Raw genomic sequence first — 16,013 nt, 5'->3', positions numbered from 1 at the left:
TTAAACTTGAGTAAGAATTAAGTAAGAATTAAGTAAGCTCAAGCACGGGAGTCGCTAGCCATTGTTGCAGTGCTCCCCAGCTTGCTTGCGCTTCAGCAACCCCTTCTTCATATCGCAATTTGACCTTATGTTTGTCTTTCTCTAAGCGCGAAATGTCTGACGGTGCTTGGGGGCGAATCACAAAGACTTTACCTTGGCGTTCCCACTCTGCAATCTTATCTAAGGCGTTATTATAATTGTCATGACGTGCATGCAGCGCTTGATATAACTTCGGGTATTTGTAACAAGCAATACGACAAGCCAAGTCCATTTTCATGGCTGATTTTCGGTAACTATCATGCTGACTTAAAATAATGACCAAACGATCACAACCCGATTCAAAAGCATGCTCAGCTGGAATAGCATCCAATATGCCGCCATCAAGATAAGGCATATTATTAATCATCATGGGTTTAGAAATAAACGGTAAACTCGAGGTCGCAATAAGGCTGTCTAAAACCTGATCTTGGGTGGTTAACTGTTGCGAAGAAAAATAATCAGTCTTGCCGGTTTTACAATTAAACGCCCCTATTTCGAATACTTCTTTCATATTAAACAACATATCAAAGTCATACGGCACCAACTGTTTGGCCATGGCATGAAAAGTAAAAGGGGTATTGACATAACTGCCGGTTTTAAGCAGATGTTTCATGCCCATATAACGGGGATCATCATGGTATTCAAGCTGAATATTCAAGTTACGTTTATGCTGCTTAGACACATACGAAGCCGAATAAAGCGCGCCTGCAGATACGCCTGACACATAGGGAAAATGAATAGCACACGTGAGGAAATGATCTAATACACCCGCGCCAAACATGGCTCTTAACCCGCCACCTTCAACGATTAAACCGACTTTATCTAAACTCACGTCACTCATTACCGACTCCATTGATGACAACCTGTTGCGAACATACCTAGGCAACACATTATCCCTCCCTGACAACAAAGTCTAATGGTTTCAGCTAATAAGGCATTGATATCAATCATATCTCGCTAATGCGCTGCAATGGTGAGGTTATTTAACCAACGCCCGCTTAAGTAGCGATGGAAACACAACGACAGTTTTACTATTTCTTCAACCAACAGCAGCATGTATACGTGGTTAAAATCCCAATCTAATACCAAGGCAGCAAATGCAGTCGACGGTACGCCAATTACCCACATAGCAATGAGATCCATGCGTAAACAAAAGTGATTATCGCCACCAGCACGTAAAATACCGTTGATAATAATCATGTTAAGCATGCGCAGCCATATCGCGCAGCAAAGTACAACCAACGCGGGAGAAGCAAGCGGATATAATGCATCGCTGCTGAGATTTAGCCAGGACAAGATAATATCTTTACCCAGTAACAGTAATAACCCGATAACCAAGCCGAATGCTAACACCGTTTTAATGAAGAATTTCGACATCGTAAAGGCTTCGGTAAATTCATCGCGGCCTAATGATTGTCCTAACAGCACAAAGATTCAAAGGGACCGAGCAGGCTAAATACCGCTAATTCGGTGGTCCCCATATGGCCGAAGATCATCTGATAGCTCAGCATACCAATGGCCCATAACACCGCGCTGGCCGTCGACGGGATCGCAATGTATTTGTATGCAGCCCATAATCGACTTGGGTCGGTCTGGGTAGGTGCGCTGAGTAACCAATGTTGACGCCAATGTAAAAACCAGAACATAAGCGCCACCTGCAGCAAGCGGGAAATAGTGGTCGCTAAAGCCGCCCCAGCGACGCCCATGGCAGGTATGCCCAAACCGCCGTTGATCAACCAGAAGTTCAAGCCAATATTGACTATGATAGTGAGTCCACTCAGATATAACGGCGTAACAGTATCACCTGAAGAGCGCAGCGCCGATTCACATATCATGACTAAATGCGTGAGTAGCAGTACTGGAAAGCTGTACCAGAGGTAAGTTGATCCTAACTCAATCACCTTCGCATCCGTGGTTTGCAACAGCATGATGTAGCCGGAAAACAGGGTAATAACGAAGGTGACAGGTACTAATATTTTAACACCGCACTGCATGGCCAACAGCGTGATTGTTTTTGCCGCACGGCGATCTTGTTTACCCCAATATTGCGCCACTAATACCCCATTAGCGGATGCCATACCAGCCATGATCATAATAGCGACAAAATGCCATTTTGAGGCGGTTCCCACTGCAGCGGTAGATTCGATACCAAAATCACTGACCATTAATACATCGGCTAACGCGAGTATTGCCGCCAACGCACTTTGGATCGCAACCGGAAATCCTAGCTTGAACATCTTAGATAGCATACCGTCAGCTATGGTATTACGGCTTAAATTGGTGTAGTTTTTAACAGACATTGGTCTTCCTTATTTTGAAAGGCCACTATAGGTAAAGAGGACTAAAAAGAGAATGTGCGAAAATAGACAAAACCTGTGCGAATCCGTCATTAGCGCCATGCAACCTAAATCGCAGTGGCATGACGAAGTCTATTTAGCCGATGCTTGTAAGGAGCGTTTTCTGACTACTTCTGACATTCCCGAGTTAAGTCAGGAAGACATTTTTATGGCGGGAATGGCTGAGCTGAGCGATGGTTATCATGTCGAGCGCTATGGCGTTGCGGTTCACACCTTGATTTTCACCCTAGCAGGCAGCGGTATTTTAACCACGGCAGATCGGGTTGAATTGATCGAACCTTATACCTTGCTGGTGATCCCTGCGCATACCCCCTTTCGGTTTGAGCTGAACAGCGTCGATAACTATTGGAAGATGGTATGGTTATTACCTCAACCTACCGCTAAGTGGCAGCACTTCGCCGCGTTGGGGCAAACCATCTTACCCTATCATCAGTGTGAACAAATATGGTCGTTGCTGAATTTGATCCATTGCGAGATTAATGGCCGCACCACTTTTCGGCGTTTGTTGGTCAGCGAATTAAACCTGATATTGACGGGTGTAGAATCTAAATTGACCCGCTCTGCGTCACGTGTGCATAGCGTATTTAATGAAGTTGAAAGTCAGCTGCATTTGCCATGGACAGTGAAAGAGATGGCAGCACGCTGCTTTATTAGTGAGGAACAGCTGAATAGGATCAGCAAAAATCTATACGCCATGTCACCCAGAACCCGACTGATCCATTTACGAATGGAGAAAGCAGCTGATTTACTGCAATATCGGGAGTGGACAATTTCGATGATAGCTCAGCGCTTGGGTTATAAAGATCCGTACAACTTTACCCACCGTTTCAGGAAGTACTTTGGCTGCTCACCGAGTCGTTATCGCAAAGCATTAACGGAAAATGTACAATAATATTTAATGTCGGTTGCGTATCGCGCGATCGGCTATACGGTCAATCAAACCCGGTACCAGTAATTTAAACCAGCGCCCTAACCGACCCCGCAGCGAAGTAATAAGTAATCGTTGTCGGTTGCTAATGGCATGCAGGCATAATTCTGCACACTGCTCTGCCGTCATCAGTTTGCTTTCGTTCATCGGGGTTTCGCCCAAGGCTTTGCCATCCGACCCAATTGCGCGTTTATGTGTTTCGGTGATCACAAAGTCTGGGCAAATAACGGTAATATCAATACCGTCATCATTTAATTCAATCCTTAATGAATCGAAAAAACCAATGATGGCATGTTTCGATGCGGCATAACCAGTGCGGTAAGGTACACCCGTTAATCCTGCTATTGAAGCCACTGTCGCGATACTGCCTTTACTTGCTTTAAGCGCCGGTAATGCCGCATGGGTAAGATAAACCGCGCCAAGGTAGTTCACTTGCATCATACGTTGGTAAATGGCTAGGTCCTGCATTTCATCGAACCGTCCCCACATGGTTATACCAGCATTGTTCACCACAATATCGATACCGTTATACTGTTCCAACGTTGCCGCAACCAAGGCTTTACACTGTTGTTGATCGCTGATATCACACGGGAAGATACTAACCTCCCCGGTTAATTCATCAGCTAACGCTTGCAAGCGCTCTTGATTACGCGCGGCTAGCATTAATTTAGCGCCCGCTTGAGATAGTTTAATTGCCAGTGCCCGGCCGATCCCTTCAGATGCACCTGTGATGATGATTATTTTACCGTGAATACCGTCCATGGGTTCTCGCTATTTAGTTGTGTTGTGGTCTGATATTTTACTTTACGGTATCGGATGAAAGCATGGTAGTTTTTAATCAGTTTTTTCAAACTCAAAAAAATTTATTTCGCATGTCAAAATAGAGTCCATTTACTTAACCATTCTCCCATATCCCCGAAGGTAAACAGGATCAAGTGGTTCTGCGAGCGTAAGTATTATTAGTCCCACCACTTATTCTGGATTTGAGCATCGGTGAAGCTGCTGCGATTTTGCATTCGTTGATAATAGTTAAACAGTTGTGGAAACTCATTTTCATCTAACCAGTTACTGTAGCCCAATAAATCAAGTCTTGAGAGTACGACAGTCCAAATCACATCAGCCAAGGTATAGCTGTTACCCAACAAATATGTATTTCCTTGCAATGCCTTTTCAGCAAATGTTATGGATGCCAACGCTTTGCTTTCAACGTCCTTGATAAATTTTTCATCGACTCTAAACGTTTTACTTTTCTCAGAACGCTCAGCGCAAACAATATAGTTGCTTCGAAGTTCCGGATGCTGTTCAGCCATCAATAAAGATTTTTTGATACGATCATCCAATATTTTTTCAGATTTATCCATGGAAGGATGTCGTGCATAGCTGAGGATTTGAAGATCAACATCATCCGCAAGATCAATTAATTTTTCCATTAACTGGTTATCACGCTTGCTGTTAGGCAGCAACGAGTTACCTTCAGGTAATGAAGCAACAGAGCGAATAATACTGGCTGAATCAGTCACTATCTCAGTGGTGTCGTGACGATATTCCAGCGTCGGTATAACACCTTTCGGATTCAATTTTACATACCAAGGTTCCAGTTGTTCTTGTTTTCGTACGATGTCGATGATGCGCCCAGACCAGGCTATGCCCTTTTCTTCAAGTGCCAATCTGACCTTCATTGAGCATACTGACAAGGGGTGGTGATAAAGCGTTATTGAAGTCATCGTATTAACCTTTATATTTGAATTGAGAATAAGGAATAAGGAATAGCCATATTTAAGCGCGCGGTTTTATCGACATCATTCGAGGAAGAACGTCTGCTTCTGCTCCATCCATATAACGGTGTTTTAGTGCACCAGCAATATGGGCAAATAATGCCGCCAGTAATGTGTATACCATCAGCACATGCGCTTGTTTAGCGAGTAGCCCCATCTCAGGATTCTTACCAAACAACAAAGGTAAATCGACTGTTCCAAATAGACTCACAGGGTAACCAAATAAATTGGTCATAGCATAACCGCTAAATGGGATTGCCAACATCAACAAATATAATGAACCGGTAATTATTTTTGACAGGATTTTCTCCCACGTTGCCAACACGTTGGGTAATTTTGGTGAATGATTAATACGACTCCAAATTATCCGAAGAATAGCCAATTGCATGAAGATAACACCAAAAGATTTGTGCATGCCAACGATCTGCATTTTGCTTGGATCTGCTTTATCTAATCCGACCATGTAAGTTCCCACTGCAATGAGTGCGATTAGCATTAAAGCCATCCCCCAGTGCAAAAATTTAGCAAACATCCCATAGCCTTGTTCTGTTATATTTTTAGTTTTCATCATTGAATTTTCCAATCTCATTGTTGGCAAATAATGCCTTCTATAATTACTTGTACCTAGTTTATTGTAATTTTATACGTTGATATATAAGCTAACGGTCAACTCACTGTCCACTCACAGGCTCTAATGTGAATATTTTAACCCTTATGGAAACTTTCGCTGCTGTTGTCGAAACAGGCAGTTTTACTGCAGCAGCTGAAAAGCTGGGGCTTTCTAAATCATTTGTCAGTAAACAAGTTTCAATTTTGGAACTAGACCTAGGAACTCGCCTACTTTACCGTACCACTCGTAAATTGAGTTTGTCTGATGAAGGAAGTCAATTCTACAGCCACTGTAAGATAATCATGGCCGAAGCTGAAAATGCGCGAGCTGAAGTCATGGACAGCCAAAGAGCACCTCGGGGGAAAATTCGTATCACAGTGCCGCAAAGTCTTATCATCTCGGGCTTTGGTCGATTACTGATAGAGTTTCAACTTCAATACCCTGAAATAGAGCTTGAAGTCATTGCCAGCGGACGAATTGAAAACTTGGTGGAAGACGGTATCGATATTGCGCTAAGAGTAGGTCAACTAGAGGACTCAAGTCTTATCGCTCGTCGTTTAGCAGAGTGCACGTTTCAGGTAGTTGCTTCGCCCCAATATATAAAAAAGTGGGGTACACCGCAGCAACCAGCAGATCTGATGCAGCATAATTGTTTAATTTATGGCGATTCTAAAATAAATCGAGGCTGGCCATTTCGCTCTCCCAGCGGAGAATTAATTACCGTAAAAGCAAAAGGAAGTTTGACAAGTAATGATGGTGGCTTGGTTGTTGAAGGAATCCTCAGTGGATTAGGCATTGGCTTTGGCCCCTGTTTTCTATATAGAGACCACGTTGAAGCGGGACGATTGCAATTGTTGCTTAACGATTATTATCAACCAGCAACTACAATTTCGGCACTTTACCCGCTCAATAGAAATTTATCCCGAAGGATTAGAATTTTGATCGACTATTTAGCTGAACGGTTATCTGAAGAGTAGATGCTTAACAGTAGAGAACGAAGACATAACAGAAAGCACATTATAAAAAGTCCAAGCGTTGCAAATCGCGCTGAATAAAATAACGCTATTTGAAATGAGGCCTGCTAATACTAATACCAACCCCTTAACAATATGGATATTAAGGGGTTATGAATCAATCGTTGCTAAGATCGTAACCACAACCTAAGCAGTTCACCATTAAGTTCGGTGGCATACAGATAATCAGACCACATTTAGGACACTAAGTAGTATTAAGCAATAGCTACATTAAACGCTGATGGACTTTCAGTGTCTTTTTTTACCCTTGCATCAGAGACATTTGTAGCATTGAAAGTGACGGTAATACCTTCCTTTATATCTCGGTCACTACCTTGTAATTCTCGAGCATTAAAATAAAAATCCCCATCCTTCGATTTAATAAAACCAAACCTTTTCTTCGGTTCCCATTTACGCACTTTCCCACTCAATGCACTTGTCTTATCTGTGGTATTTTTAGATTTCAAGGTAATAAAACAGCGGTCATTGGTTTCTTGAACAATATCAAAAAGTGCACTCCTACTTTTAATCAATTTCTTTAAGCTCTGGAACCCTTCACTTCGTGGATCAAAAGAAGAGTCAATTTGCTTAATCATGCTGCCCATGTCGCCAAGGTAAACAGGATCATTTCGTTCCACACAACGATCATAAGCATTCAATAATAGAGTATCTAAGTCATTATTATTGTTTTGAGTAACTTCGAATAAGTTATCAGTGAATACAAAATTGTGACATGCCTTTCTAAAGCGTTCTGGGGTATTCTTCTTACCAATGGCCATTACGTGTATGCCGTATTCTCTAATTCGCTGTGCGACACTATAAAAACCACCATCACTCGACACAATACAAACCGCATTAATACGTTGGTTATTATTAATGACTTCAATCGCATCCATGACTAAAGCATGGTCTGCAGCATCTTTACCATAGTGAAACTGCTGTTTAGGGCTTGATGCTGTTTCGTGTAAGATATCTATCCATGCTTTTTGATGCGAGTCAGTCCAGTCGGCATATACCCACTTGATGGCGACAACACCGTGATTTTCAACTTCCTTCAACATCGCTATGTATTCATTGTGCGAAGCATTTTCTGCATCGACAAGTACTGCAAACGTTAATTCTGTTTTCATCCTTTCTTTCCTTTGTATAGTCCCTTAAATTAATAAGCACTCTTTGTAAGATGCCATCCAGAACTGAATTTACATTGGTACACTTTCAATCGAATCCCCTGCTCACCATAAATAATATCAGCTCTTAAATTAGCTTCTCGCTTAGAGCGGTAAGAATCCTTGTGCACTCCATCACCACCAGTGCAATGATTACACTTATGGCTAGGCGTTTGTCGTGATTTTGGTGATAAATGCCAGAGCCCACATTTATTGCAATGGTAAGGGCTTAAGTCATTGTCATAATACTCTTTAGCATACTCAGCACCGCTTAGCGCTTCTTCCTCATCAAAATATTGAGTTAAAGGCTGACCAGATACTTTTCCAAAACATGTTTCACTTTTCATTTCAATTCCTGTCAATATTATTAACTAGAACGAGGAACAGTCCTATAACAACCTAATGTTATAAATTATGACCATTCCCGTTTCTTTACATCAGAGCTGTTAATCTTTAGCAATGAGATAAGTTACTTAGTCTCAAAGACTATTTACATGCACCAGGTGTACGGCATGCACATGTAGATGGCGCATGACAGGCATGACCACTACAACGTGTAGCGTTAGCTAGCTGACTAGGATATTGACCAAAATGACGTTCATAATTGGCTTTAGTATTGGTAAATGCAGACTCTAAATTCTCATTATCATCTTTACCGTATATGCCAAAATACGGAAAGTGATCGAGATAGAAACCAAACACGCTATCGCAATCATCACGATATGAACGAGTATCAAGAATATGCGCATGCCAAAATTTATCGACAAGCTTGTTCGGTACTAAAATATCTTTTGGGTGGAGTAATTTTAACGTTAAATAGCGGCGATATTCTTGCTCGGCAAGTGCACATTCTTCTTTAGTCATTTCAGCTTCACTCGACTCACAAAGCTTCCATTTCAACTTGTCAAAATTGAGTGTATTAACATATGAATGAATACCGTTTGCACTTGTATTTATTGATGCTTCCATTGATTTTTCCTTAATAAATAAATGAGTTTTATAGTTTGATTAACTAATATATTTCGAATATTTAATAAGACGATTATTGAGCACTAGTTCATTAAACGATGTTAATGAGGCTGTATATGTCTTCATTAAATAACTCCTATTTGGTTAACAGGAGTTATAATGAATTTGTTCCGGGCACAAAAAAGGGTTATTTAATTATTTTATTTATAATTTAATAATGACTGTAAATAACTCGCGGCTTCCTCGGCATCAGCTTGTTTTGCAATGATGGTTTCTTTCAACGAAGTTACTCTCGGCAAAGGTAGTAATGCTTCTTGTTCTAATGCTTCAAGTTGTAATATCGCACCCTGTACGTCTTTCTCAGCATAGCTTGATTCAGCGAGCTGATAACGCCGAGCATAATCCTGCCAAGGAATAGGCTCTTCAAAATAGGCAAGCATAGGCGCGAGGTTATATTTATCATTCTTGCAACTGCCAAAAGGCGATGGCAGTCGTTCGGTGAACAAATCGAAACTGTTCGACTCTAAGCTATTAGCAATTTCAGTCATATTGTTTATATCTATGCCAAGACAAAAGAAGATCAATGCTTGCTCTTGGGTTTGCTGTAGCAAACTAGAAATATTGACTTTTTTAGCTATTTTATCTTGGTACTGAAATATTTTTTTAGTTGGCCCAACACCAACTACAGCAATCAGACATAAGGCATTATAAATCGCATTACTTTTTCCGACTAAAATCGAATAATGATTGTTATGATCGGTTTTTATTTCAATAACAACTCGTTGCCTAAATGCCTTTATCTCAGCATTACTATTATCCCGATTTTTTGTAAAAATTGAATTTAATGCGTTGTGTAATTTTATCGGTAACGTCTTATCTTTTAGTTTTAGTTTTAGAAAAATTCTCGCATAGTCATTTATTGATCCAGTTTCAGTTTGTGGGGCCATCAATACGTATCCACCTGAGCTTCACACAAAACATCACGGATCTTGCTACGCGAGCTTAAAGAGTCTCCCGTAGATATTAATCTTTTCACCGCGGTCATATCTGTTGCACACTGGTAAACATAATTCTTATACTTTGAATAATAACTGTCATAACGTGAGGGACGATACTTCTCATTATTGTAGCGGACATATACATAATTAATCACGCCCATACACTGGCCTATTTGTAGCGCTTCTTTTTTACTTAAGCTTAATGCGCCTAATACGTTAGTTTTATTTTCGACCACTTCACCACAAGCTTTAGATAGCTCTTGATCAACGCCTCTTTTGACCAATTCGACGCCGACACACTCGCCTGCTTTAATCACTTCTGTTGAATTAAAAAATATAAGGTTCGTTTTATTAATTAGGGTAACGCTCTCGTCACAACGGTCTGGGACCCTAATATCGGCGAGACTATTACATGAAATAACGAGGGTTAATAAAAATATTAATTTCTTCATGCTGCCAGCTCCTTACCACAAAATCGAAACGCCCTGAAACAAATAAAAACAATAAATAATGTATATACAGCACCCAATAAATCTGCTGTCGCACCTTCTTCGAACCTTTCAAAATTAATCGATTGCAGTGTAGGATCCACGATCATCGCGACTATGATTAGTGGTACAAAAACGATTAACATTAGACGTAGGTTGTTAAATAACATCCGATTAAAAGCATTAGCTATCATTGCTATACGATAGCGCTTTTGCGGATGTTGCTTAGCTTGTTTACCCAGTTTTCTTATCGCTACAAAAATAATACCTACGCTCATGACAACTTCGAATACATTAACCCAAGTGAGATCAGATACTTCACCTACTCCAACTATAATTTCTTTACTACTCTGATAACCCCAATAATATATACCCACCATACAAGCCAAAGAAATTAACATAGTCACTACCTGCAGTAAGGAGTGAAGCCATGTTTGTTGTATATGCCTAAACTCATACACTCCTTTAGGATCGAATAACCGAATCTTTTGACGATGTCGGTTAAGAAAATCAATCTCTCTAGGGATAAATTCAGGTGTGATCGGACTTTGTAGCTGTGATATGACTTCGGGTTCTACTTGGTCTTTACTTGCAGAGGTTGTCGTTTGTGTTTCTGAACTATATTCATCATCACTGACAAGTTGTGAAGCTTCCATTTCCGTTCCAGTATAAATATTAAGTAATTGAATAATATCATATTAAAAACCAATATTTATACTTAGAGTTTATTTTCATAAGTATTTTTATACCTACTAAGACTTATAGCACACTTTAGCCTAGATTATTGCAGTTAACCCCACTCTCTTAACTGCTGCATTTCTTTCAGTCGCCCGCGTTGTAACTCCAACGCTTCGAACAGGTCGTCGATTGAGGTGTTATTCGTCGTTAGCCCTGGTAAGGCTATATTAGCTTCAGCAAAGAAACGTATTGAGTCCGTTTGGTCATCGTTCCAAGCTTTTTGCCACCAGTCTGTGATCCGAGATCTAGCATCCTTGAGCTTTCTTGCTGTTGGTAAACTATCACTTTTCTGACCGTTAACTTTGCTGTCACTTGGTAGCAGATTCCACAGATCGTTATTCGGCCAGCGTGCAAACGGCATGCAGTGATCAATGGCAAATTCTTGTTTTAAAACTTTACCAGACCAAACACATTGCTGGCTTTGTGTTTGTCGTAATACGTCAAAACGCTTTCGACTCTCTTCTGTCGAGCGTTTAGCCTCTAACCAATCTAATGAGCTGGCTATTGCAAGTTGCTGCTTAGGACTCTTATTACCCTGGTAACCTTGCATGGTTTTCATCCATTCACTGACAAGGACAGGTTCAACCCAGCACGCATAACGTGCAAAGGCATTCCATACTGTTTCTGGCAGCGAGAATTCCCCCCATTGTGACAAGGATTCCATATCTAAAAACAAGCTGTCTTTGGCACGTACTTTTTTGCTTTCAACTTCAAATACACTGACATCACTGTTAGGCAAGGTTATATATTTGCAGGGCATATTTTTGATATTGCTCACTGCAGCCGTTAACGTCCGGTGTAATGCTATAGCATCCTTCCCAACAAAGAGGTGCCCAATACGATAATCAGTTGCAGAGCGATGCGTTAGCTCATGCCAACCATTCTCTTTCATGAAACCCATATTCGGGCTTTTACTTGGGGTTTGGTATAAACCATGATCGTCGATAAGGATCTTGTATTGATGGCACCAATATAACGCCACTAACCCTACAGCTAATATGACTCGAGAATGCTCACGGCGAATAACCGCGCCAGTGTGACCATCTGCAATACGCAACAGTACACGCATTAATGCCAATTTGTGCGTTGCTGATTTACCATCATTCAAGGCTATGTGACGGATAAGCGGGAATGCACCTGAACCATCATCAGGCAGTTGTAATACCACTGTTTGCCAATGAACTGTATCACGTCCAAGTTTATCGCTATCACGTTTGGTTATATCTACGACAGATAAACCGACAGTCTTAGCTAATAACTCTAATTCTTCAGTACTGACGTCATGCATTTTACGTTCATCACCACTTGGGCCATGACGCAGGGATATAACTAATTTGGCACCGGGTTTAAGGAGGTTGGCTAACTTACGGATTGCGCGAGGACGGTCGCTTTTAGGAATATGCATCCACACTGCACTGAGTAAAATGAGATCGAAGGTTACTTCTTGGCGACTAACAACATCTAGCGCAGGTAATGAATCTTCCACCCATTTTACATTCAAGCCTTGGGTGTGTTGCTGGCCGATTTCGGCTAATAGCTTGGCAGGTTCAACTGCAACAATACTAATGTCGTTGGCTTGGCCTTGTTCTGCGAGGTATTTACTGTCACGCCCTGCCCCAGCACCTAAATCAAGAATTCGGGCGTTAGGTTTATTTAAAATAGGAGGTAATAACTCAGCCCATGCGGCATGCACTTCTTCGAAGGATTTGGATAAGTATTGATCTGCAAGTTGTTGAGCATTAACGTCATAAAAGTTGGCGTGCATAGCTAATCTTAACCTCAGATTTGGATGCGTGGAGACAGAGGTAGATTAGCATAATAGGTATTCTAAATATATATAGGTAGTAGATACGAGTGGCTAACCACGACTGCCCCCAAAAAACTTTTTACAGAATCAGGCTAAATCTATAATTTCTTGTTTATCGTATAACTTATGAAGCTCTGTAGATTTAACCCTGAATTGACTTCTTCTTTTAGATTTTGGCTTATCTGTATTTATATTTTCGAGTTTAATACCCGGGTCGTAATAAATTACACCTAGTGCGATAGAGTTTAATAAGGTGTTTATATTACAGCCTTCGTAAAGGCTAACCGTTTTCCCATAATAATACTGCTTCGTATCTTCAACTACTTGGTTGATTGATTGCACATAAACGGCTCGACTATGCTTATTCTTCCAATGTTCTAGTAATTTACTAAAACTCCAGCTAGCTGCTATGTTTTCATTACCATCAATTAGACCTATATAACCAAATGGGTCCGTCATCATGCGTTTTTCAATATTAAACCCTTCCACAACTAATCTAAGTTGTGTTTTCTTATTCAGAGTTAAAGCATCATGTCGACCATTAAAGTTAATTCTATGTTCTTTTTTAGAATCTAAATATCCGAATTTTTGCATAAATTCATTAACACCAGATGCGACATAATAGCCACCATCAGGCTCAGGAGTCATCAATGTTAGTGCTTTCGCAGCTTTAGATTGAAAATTAGTGACGCCATATTGCTTAACTTCCCAACCTTTATAATCTGGATCACTTGAACCATTAGGGATAATACCCAATTCAGTTTCTAGCGTGTACCCTCCACCATTTGGGGCGGTATATGGAATGATAGTCCCATCAGCTGTATATCTCTTACTTGGAATCCAGCCTTTAAGGTGTATTCTCGTTAATTCGCTAAGTAATTTATTTTTATTACTTTGCAGTAAATATGTAATACTAATTTCGTTTATTTGGTCTTCTTCACCTTTATTTGAAAAATCTAATTCCTCAAATACGCCCTCTGTAAAATCAGGAACCGTGCTATTAATTTTGTCTGATATTATACTTTCAGGGCTAGCTAGATATGCAATAACATCATGTTCTCTAACACCAAGAAATAATACTCTTCCCTTACTCCGCCCATCTTTTAATGGTGACATCAATCGGCTAATATCAATCTTTGCTCCCAACAAAAAACCAGACAACCTAACTTCTGGATATTGAGGATAATAAATAACTTGTGCATTTGGAGCTTCAAATAGGAGATTATCTGGCGATAACCAAGTCCAAGATAAAGGTGCACAAAACTTCGCTGAACGTTTGTTGTTTTTTTTGTTTGAACTAGATACTGAAGGTATTATTTCCGGTGTTGGTAGGAAGCTTAAATCTGTTAAATGACCTGCCATGTAAGGTTGATTTTTACTATTATCATTTGGTGATAATCGTTTAAATAAGAGTCTTCTAATACCATGGCTACGAAAATTTTCTTTAAGTTCATCAATAGTTAGGTTTTCTGCTTGAATTGAATCATACACTGCAGGCTTCAATTGAGTCTCTCTTATTTATTTATCTATAAAGGATTACTTTTCAATAGATTAACCTAAATATGAACTTCTTGACTATACTAAACAATATTTTTTTAACGGATTACTTGATACTGTTTAGGTATACAGGTACTCTCTGGGTCAGATTAGTGATGAACCGTCACACATTATACCCAGAGTTGAATTATGAACGAACTTCCTGATAGCCAAGGTCTGATATTACTAGAACAAGTACTAGAAATTTATGACCAAAAACAAATTGCATTACACCTAAATACCATCTCCCCTGAAAAATGGAATCGTGAAGCGATTAACCGTTGGAGAAATGGAAAAGCTCAGGAAAAGCTTACTCATGATGAATTTGAACATTTAAAAACGCTATTACCAAAACGTCCTGCTCATTACGAACAACCAGAATTTGATTTCATCGATTTATTCGCTGGTATTGGTGGAATAAGAAATGCGTTCGAATCAATTGGCGGTCGTTGCGTATTTACAAGTGAATGGAATAAATTTTCTGTAAAAACCTATAAAGCAAATTGGTACTCAGAACCTGGTAAACATGTATTCAATCAAGATATCCGTTCAGTAACGTTATCGGAAGATGAGAGTATTTCAGAGAAAGAGGCTTATAAGCATATCGATCAACAGATACCTGATCATGATGTTTTACTAGCCGGATTTCCATGCCAGCCATTTTCACTTGCGGGTGTGTCTAAGAAGAATTCTCTCGGTCGTTCACATGGATTTGAGTGCGAAACACAGGGAACTCTATTCTTTGATGTTGCCAGAATAATCGCAGCGAAACGTCCAAAATCTTTCATCCTTGAAAACGTAAAAAATCTGAAAAGTCATGATAAAGGCAAGACCTTTAAAATCATTCAAGAGACACTAATTGAACTTGGCTATGATGTTGCTGATGTAGATGCAAGTGGTCCAAGAGATCCTAAAATCATTGATGGTAAACATTTTACTCCTCAACACAGAGAGCGAATTGTACTTGTTGGGTTCAGAAAAGATTTAGATGTGGCCAAAGGGTTTACTTTAAAAGATATTGTATTTCCTGAGAGTAAACCTACTTTTAACGACTTACTTGATAAATCTGTAGATGCTAAGTATACGCTTACTCCCAAATTATGGGAGTACCTATATAATTACGCTAAAAAGCATAAAGCTAAAGGTAATGGTTTTGGTTTCGGTTTAGTCGATCCTAAAAATGAAAATGCTGTAGCGCGCACTCTTTCAGCTCGTTATCATAAAGATGGATCAGAAATTCTAATTGATCATAAAGGTTGGGACATGAGTTTAGCTGAAACTGACTTCCAAAATGAAGCTAACCAAATTAACAGACCTAGAAGATTAACACCAAGAGAATGCTCTAGATTAATGGGATTTGACAAGCCAAACGAATCAAAATTCAGAATACCTGTTTCTGATACTCAAGCTTATCGTCAATTTGGAAACTCTGTTGTAGCTCCTGTATTTGAAGCTGTTGCTAACTTAATGAAACCTTCGATTATTGAAGCTATAAAAAAATCTAAAAACAGGAAGTAACCGTTAAAGGCTCAGAACCTTTTTAGCATAAT

17 protein-coding genes are annotated in these 16,013 nt (G+C 40.0%); 3 read left to right on the top strand and 14 right to left on the bottom strand.

Features of this window, described 5'->3' with window-relative positions; translation table 11 throughout:
- Window positions 1-28: 28 nt before the first annotated feature.
- From A923_RS0108890 to A923_RS22515, 3 genes are all read right to left on the bottom strand, one after another.
- Window positions 29-919, bottom strand: coding sequence for a patatin-like phospholipase family protein (locus tag A923_RS0108890; RefSeq protein ID WP_017221317.1), 891 nt, complete (start codon window positions 917-919; stop codon window positions 29-31).
- 116 nt (window positions 920-1,035) lie between these two features.
- Window positions 1,036-1,506 (bottom strand): MATE family efflux transporter, encoded by a 471-nt coding sequence (locus tag A923_RS23160; protein WP_202800834.1) that lies wholly within the window; start codon window positions 1,504-1,506, stop codon window positions 1,036-1,038.
- Window positions 1,497-2,378 carry an MATE family efflux transporter gene (locus tag A923_RS22515; RefSeq protein WP_202800833.1) on the bottom strand — a complete coding sequence of 294 codons (882 nt, stop codon included), beginning with the start codon at window positions 2,376-2,378 and terminating at the stop codon, window positions 1,497-1,499. Before A923_RS22515 ends, A923_RS23160 begins: the two co-directional genes overlap by 10 nt.
- A 52-nt stretch (window positions 2,379-2,430) precedes the next feature.
- Here A923_RS22515 and A923_RS0108880 point away from each other — a divergent pair, with 52 nt between their 5' ends.
- Window positions 2,431-3,327: an AraC family transcriptional regulator gene (locus tag A923_RS0108880; protein WP_026006161.1), complete on the top strand. Its 897-nt coding sequence runs from the start codon at window positions 2,431-2,433 to the stop codon at window positions 3,325-3,327.
- Window positions 3,328-3,330: 3 nt separating this feature from the next.
- On the opposite strand, the gene A923_RS0108875 is transcribed toward A923_RS0108880, so the two are convergent.
- The 3 genes from A923_RS0108875 to A923_RS0108865 all read right to left on the bottom strand — a co-directional run bounded on the left by A923_RS0108875 (window position 3,331) and on the right by A923_RS0108865 (window position 5,709).
- Entirely contained in the window at window positions 3,331-4,125 is a 795-nt protein-coding gene (locus tag A923_RS0108875) for an SDR family oxidoreductase (protein ID WP_017221315.1), read from the bottom strand.
- Between the two features lie 197 nt (window positions 4,126-4,322).
- The gene (locus tag A923_RS0108870; protein WP_026006160.1) at window positions 4,323-5,087 is read right to left on the bottom strand and encodes a glutathione S-transferase family protein; all 765 of its coding nucleotides are present in this window, start codon (window positions 5,085-5,087) and stop codon (window positions 4,323-4,325) included.
- Between the two features lie 52 nt (window positions 5,088-5,139).
- On the bottom strand, window positions 5,140-5,709 hold the full coding sequence (locus A923_RS0108865) for a cytochrome b (RefSeq protein ID WP_017221313.1): 570 nt from the start codon (window positions 5,707-5,709) through the stop codon (window positions 5,140-5,142).
- 125 nt (window positions 5,710-5,834) lie between these two features.
- Between A923_RS0108865 and A923_RS0108860 the strand changes: the two genes are divergently transcribed.
- Window positions 5,835-6,725 carry a LysR family transcriptional regulator gene (locus tag A923_RS0108860; protein ID WP_017221312.1) on the top strand — a complete coding sequence of 297 codons (891 nt, stop codon included), beginning with the start codon at window positions 5,835-5,837 and terminating at the stop codon, window positions 6,723-6,725.
- Window positions 6,726-6,976: 251 nt separating this feature from the next.
- On the opposite strand, the gene A923_RS0108855 is transcribed toward A923_RS0108860, so the two are convergent.
- The 8 genes from A923_RS0108855 to A923_RS0108820 all read right to left on the bottom strand — a co-directional run bounded on the left by A923_RS0108855 (window position 6,977) and on the right by A923_RS0108820 (window position 14,430).
- Window positions 6,977-7,891 carry an NYN domain-containing protein gene (locus tag A923_RS0108855; RefSeq protein ID WP_017221311.1) on the bottom strand — a complete coding sequence of 305 codons (915 nt, stop codon included), beginning with the start codon at window positions 7,889-7,891 and terminating at the stop codon, window positions 6,977-6,979.
- A gap of 29 nt (window positions 7,892-7,920) precedes the next feature.
- Window positions 7,921-8,274: a hypothetical protein gene (locus A923_RS0108850; protein WP_017221310.1), complete on the bottom strand. Its 354-nt coding sequence runs from the start codon at window positions 8,272-8,274 to the stop codon at window positions 7,921-7,923.
- A gap of 139 nt (window positions 8,275-8,413) precedes the next feature.
- Window positions 8,414-8,896, bottom strand: a complete 483-nt coding sequence (locus A923_RS0108845; RefSeq protein WP_017221309.1) for a glycine-rich domain-containing protein — start codon at window positions 8,894-8,896, stop codon at window positions 8,414-8,416.
- A gap of 200 nt (window positions 8,897-9,096) precedes the next feature.
- Entirely contained in the window at window positions 9,097-9,843 is a 747-nt protein-coding gene (locus A923_RS0108840) for a hypothetical protein (protein ID WP_017221308.1), read from the bottom strand.
- Window positions 9,843-10,346 (bottom strand): hypothetical protein, encoded by a 504-nt coding sequence (locus A923_RS0108835; RefSeq protein ID WP_017221307.1) that lies wholly within the window; start codon window positions 10,344-10,346, stop codon window positions 9,843-9,845. The genes A923_RS0108840 and A923_RS0108835 overlap by 1 nt, the downstream gene beginning before the upstream one ends.
- Window positions 10,343-11,038, bottom strand: a complete 696-nt coding sequence (locus A923_RS0108830) for a hypothetical protein (RefSeq protein ID WP_017221306.1) — start codon at window positions 11,036-11,038, stop codon at window positions 10,343-10,345. The genes A923_RS0108835 and A923_RS0108830 overlap by 4 nt, the downstream gene beginning before the upstream one ends.
- A 134-nt stretch (window positions 11,039-11,172) precedes the next feature.
- Window positions 11,173-12,885 carry a class I SAM-dependent methyltransferase gene (locus tag A923_RS0108825; RefSeq protein WP_017221305.1) on the bottom strand — a complete coding sequence of 571 codons (1,713 nt, stop codon included), beginning with the start codon at window positions 12,883-12,885 and terminating at the stop codon, window positions 11,173-11,175.
- Window positions 12,886-13,014: 129 nt separating this feature from the next.
- Window positions 13,015-14,430 (bottom strand): MvaI/BcnI family restriction endonuclease, encoded by a 1,416-nt coding sequence (locus tag A923_RS0108820; protein WP_017221304.1) that lies wholly within the window; start codon window positions 14,428-14,430, stop codon window positions 13,015-13,017.
- A gap of 183 nt (window positions 14,431-14,613) precedes the next feature.
- Between A923_RS0108820 and dcm the strand changes: the two genes are divergently transcribed.
- Complete coding sequence (gene dcm, locus A923_RS0108815; protein WP_017221303.1) at window positions 14,614-15,981, top strand: DNA (cytosine-5-)-methyltransferase; 1,368 nt, start codon at window positions 14,614-14,616, stop codon at window positions 15,979-15,981.
- Window positions 15,982-16,013 lie beyond the last annotated feature (32 nt).

This window comes from Moritella dasanensis ArB 0140, from assembly GCF_000276805.1.
GTDB classification, from domain to species: Bacteria; Pseudomonadota; Gammaproteobacteria; order Enterobacterales; family Moritellaceae; genus Moritella; species Moritella dasanensis.
This window is presented reverse-complemented; position numbering and strand designations above follow the sequence as displayed.

What these genes read in the sequence shown, in the direction of transcription:
- A923_RS0108890 (WP_017221317.1), bottom strand. Translation starts at nt 919, where the DNA reads ATGAGTGACGTGAGTTTAGATAAAGTCGGTTTAATCGTTGAAGGTGGC.
- A923_RS22515 (WP_202800833.1), bottom strand. Translation starts at nt 2,378, where the DNA reads ATGTCTGTTAAAAACTACACCAATTTAAGCCGTAATACCATAGCTGAC.
- A923_RS0108880 (WP_026006161.1), top strand. Translation starts at nt 2,431, where the DNA reads ATGTGCGAAAATAGACAAAACCTGTGCGAATCCGTCATTAGCGCCATG.
- A923_RS0108875 (WP_017221315.1), bottom strand. Translation starts at nt 4,125, where the DNA reads ATGGACGGTATTCACGGTAAAATAATCATCATCACAGGTGCATCTGAA.
- A923_RS0108870 (WP_026006160.1), bottom strand. Translation starts at nt 5,087, where the DNA reads ATGACTTCAATAACGCTTTATCACCACCCCTTGTCAGTATGCTCAATG.
- A923_RS0108865 (WP_017221313.1), bottom strand. Translation starts at nt 5,709, where the DNA reads ATGATGAAAACTAAAAATATAACAGAACAAGGCTATGGGATGTTTGCT.
- A923_RS0108855 (WP_017221311.1), bottom strand. Translation starts at nt 7,891, where the DNA reads ATGAAAACAGAATTAACGTTTGCAGTACTTGTCGATGCAGAAAATGCT.
- A923_RS0108850 (WP_017221310.1), bottom strand. Translation starts at nt 8,274, where the DNA reads ATGAAAAGTGAAACATGTTTTGGAAAAGTATCTGGTCAGCCTTTAACT.
- A923_RS0108845 (WP_017221309.1), bottom strand. Translation starts at nt 8,896, where the DNA reads ATGGAAGCATCAATAAATACAAGTGCAAACGGTATTCATTCATATGTT.
- A923_RS0108840 (WP_017221308.1), bottom strand. Translation starts at nt 9,843, where the DNA reads ATGGCCCCACAAACTGAAACTGGATCAATAAATGACTATGCGAGAATT.
- A923_RS0108835 (WP_017221307.1), bottom strand. Translation starts at nt 10,346, where the DNA reads ATGAAGAAATTAATATTTTTATTAACCCTCGTTATTTCATGTAATAGT.
- A923_RS0108830 (WP_017221306.1), bottom strand. Translation starts at nt 11,038, where the DNA reads ATGGAAGCTTCACAACTTGTCAGTGATGATGAATATAGTTCAGAAACA.
- A923_RS0108825 (WP_017221305.1), bottom strand. Translation starts at nt 12,885, where the DNA reads ATGCACGCCAACTTTTATGACGTTAATGCTCAACAACTTGCAGATCAA.
- dcm (WP_017221303.1), top strand. Translation starts at nt 14,614, where the DNA reads ATGAACGAACTTCCTGATAGCCAAGGTCTGATATTACTAGAACAAGTA.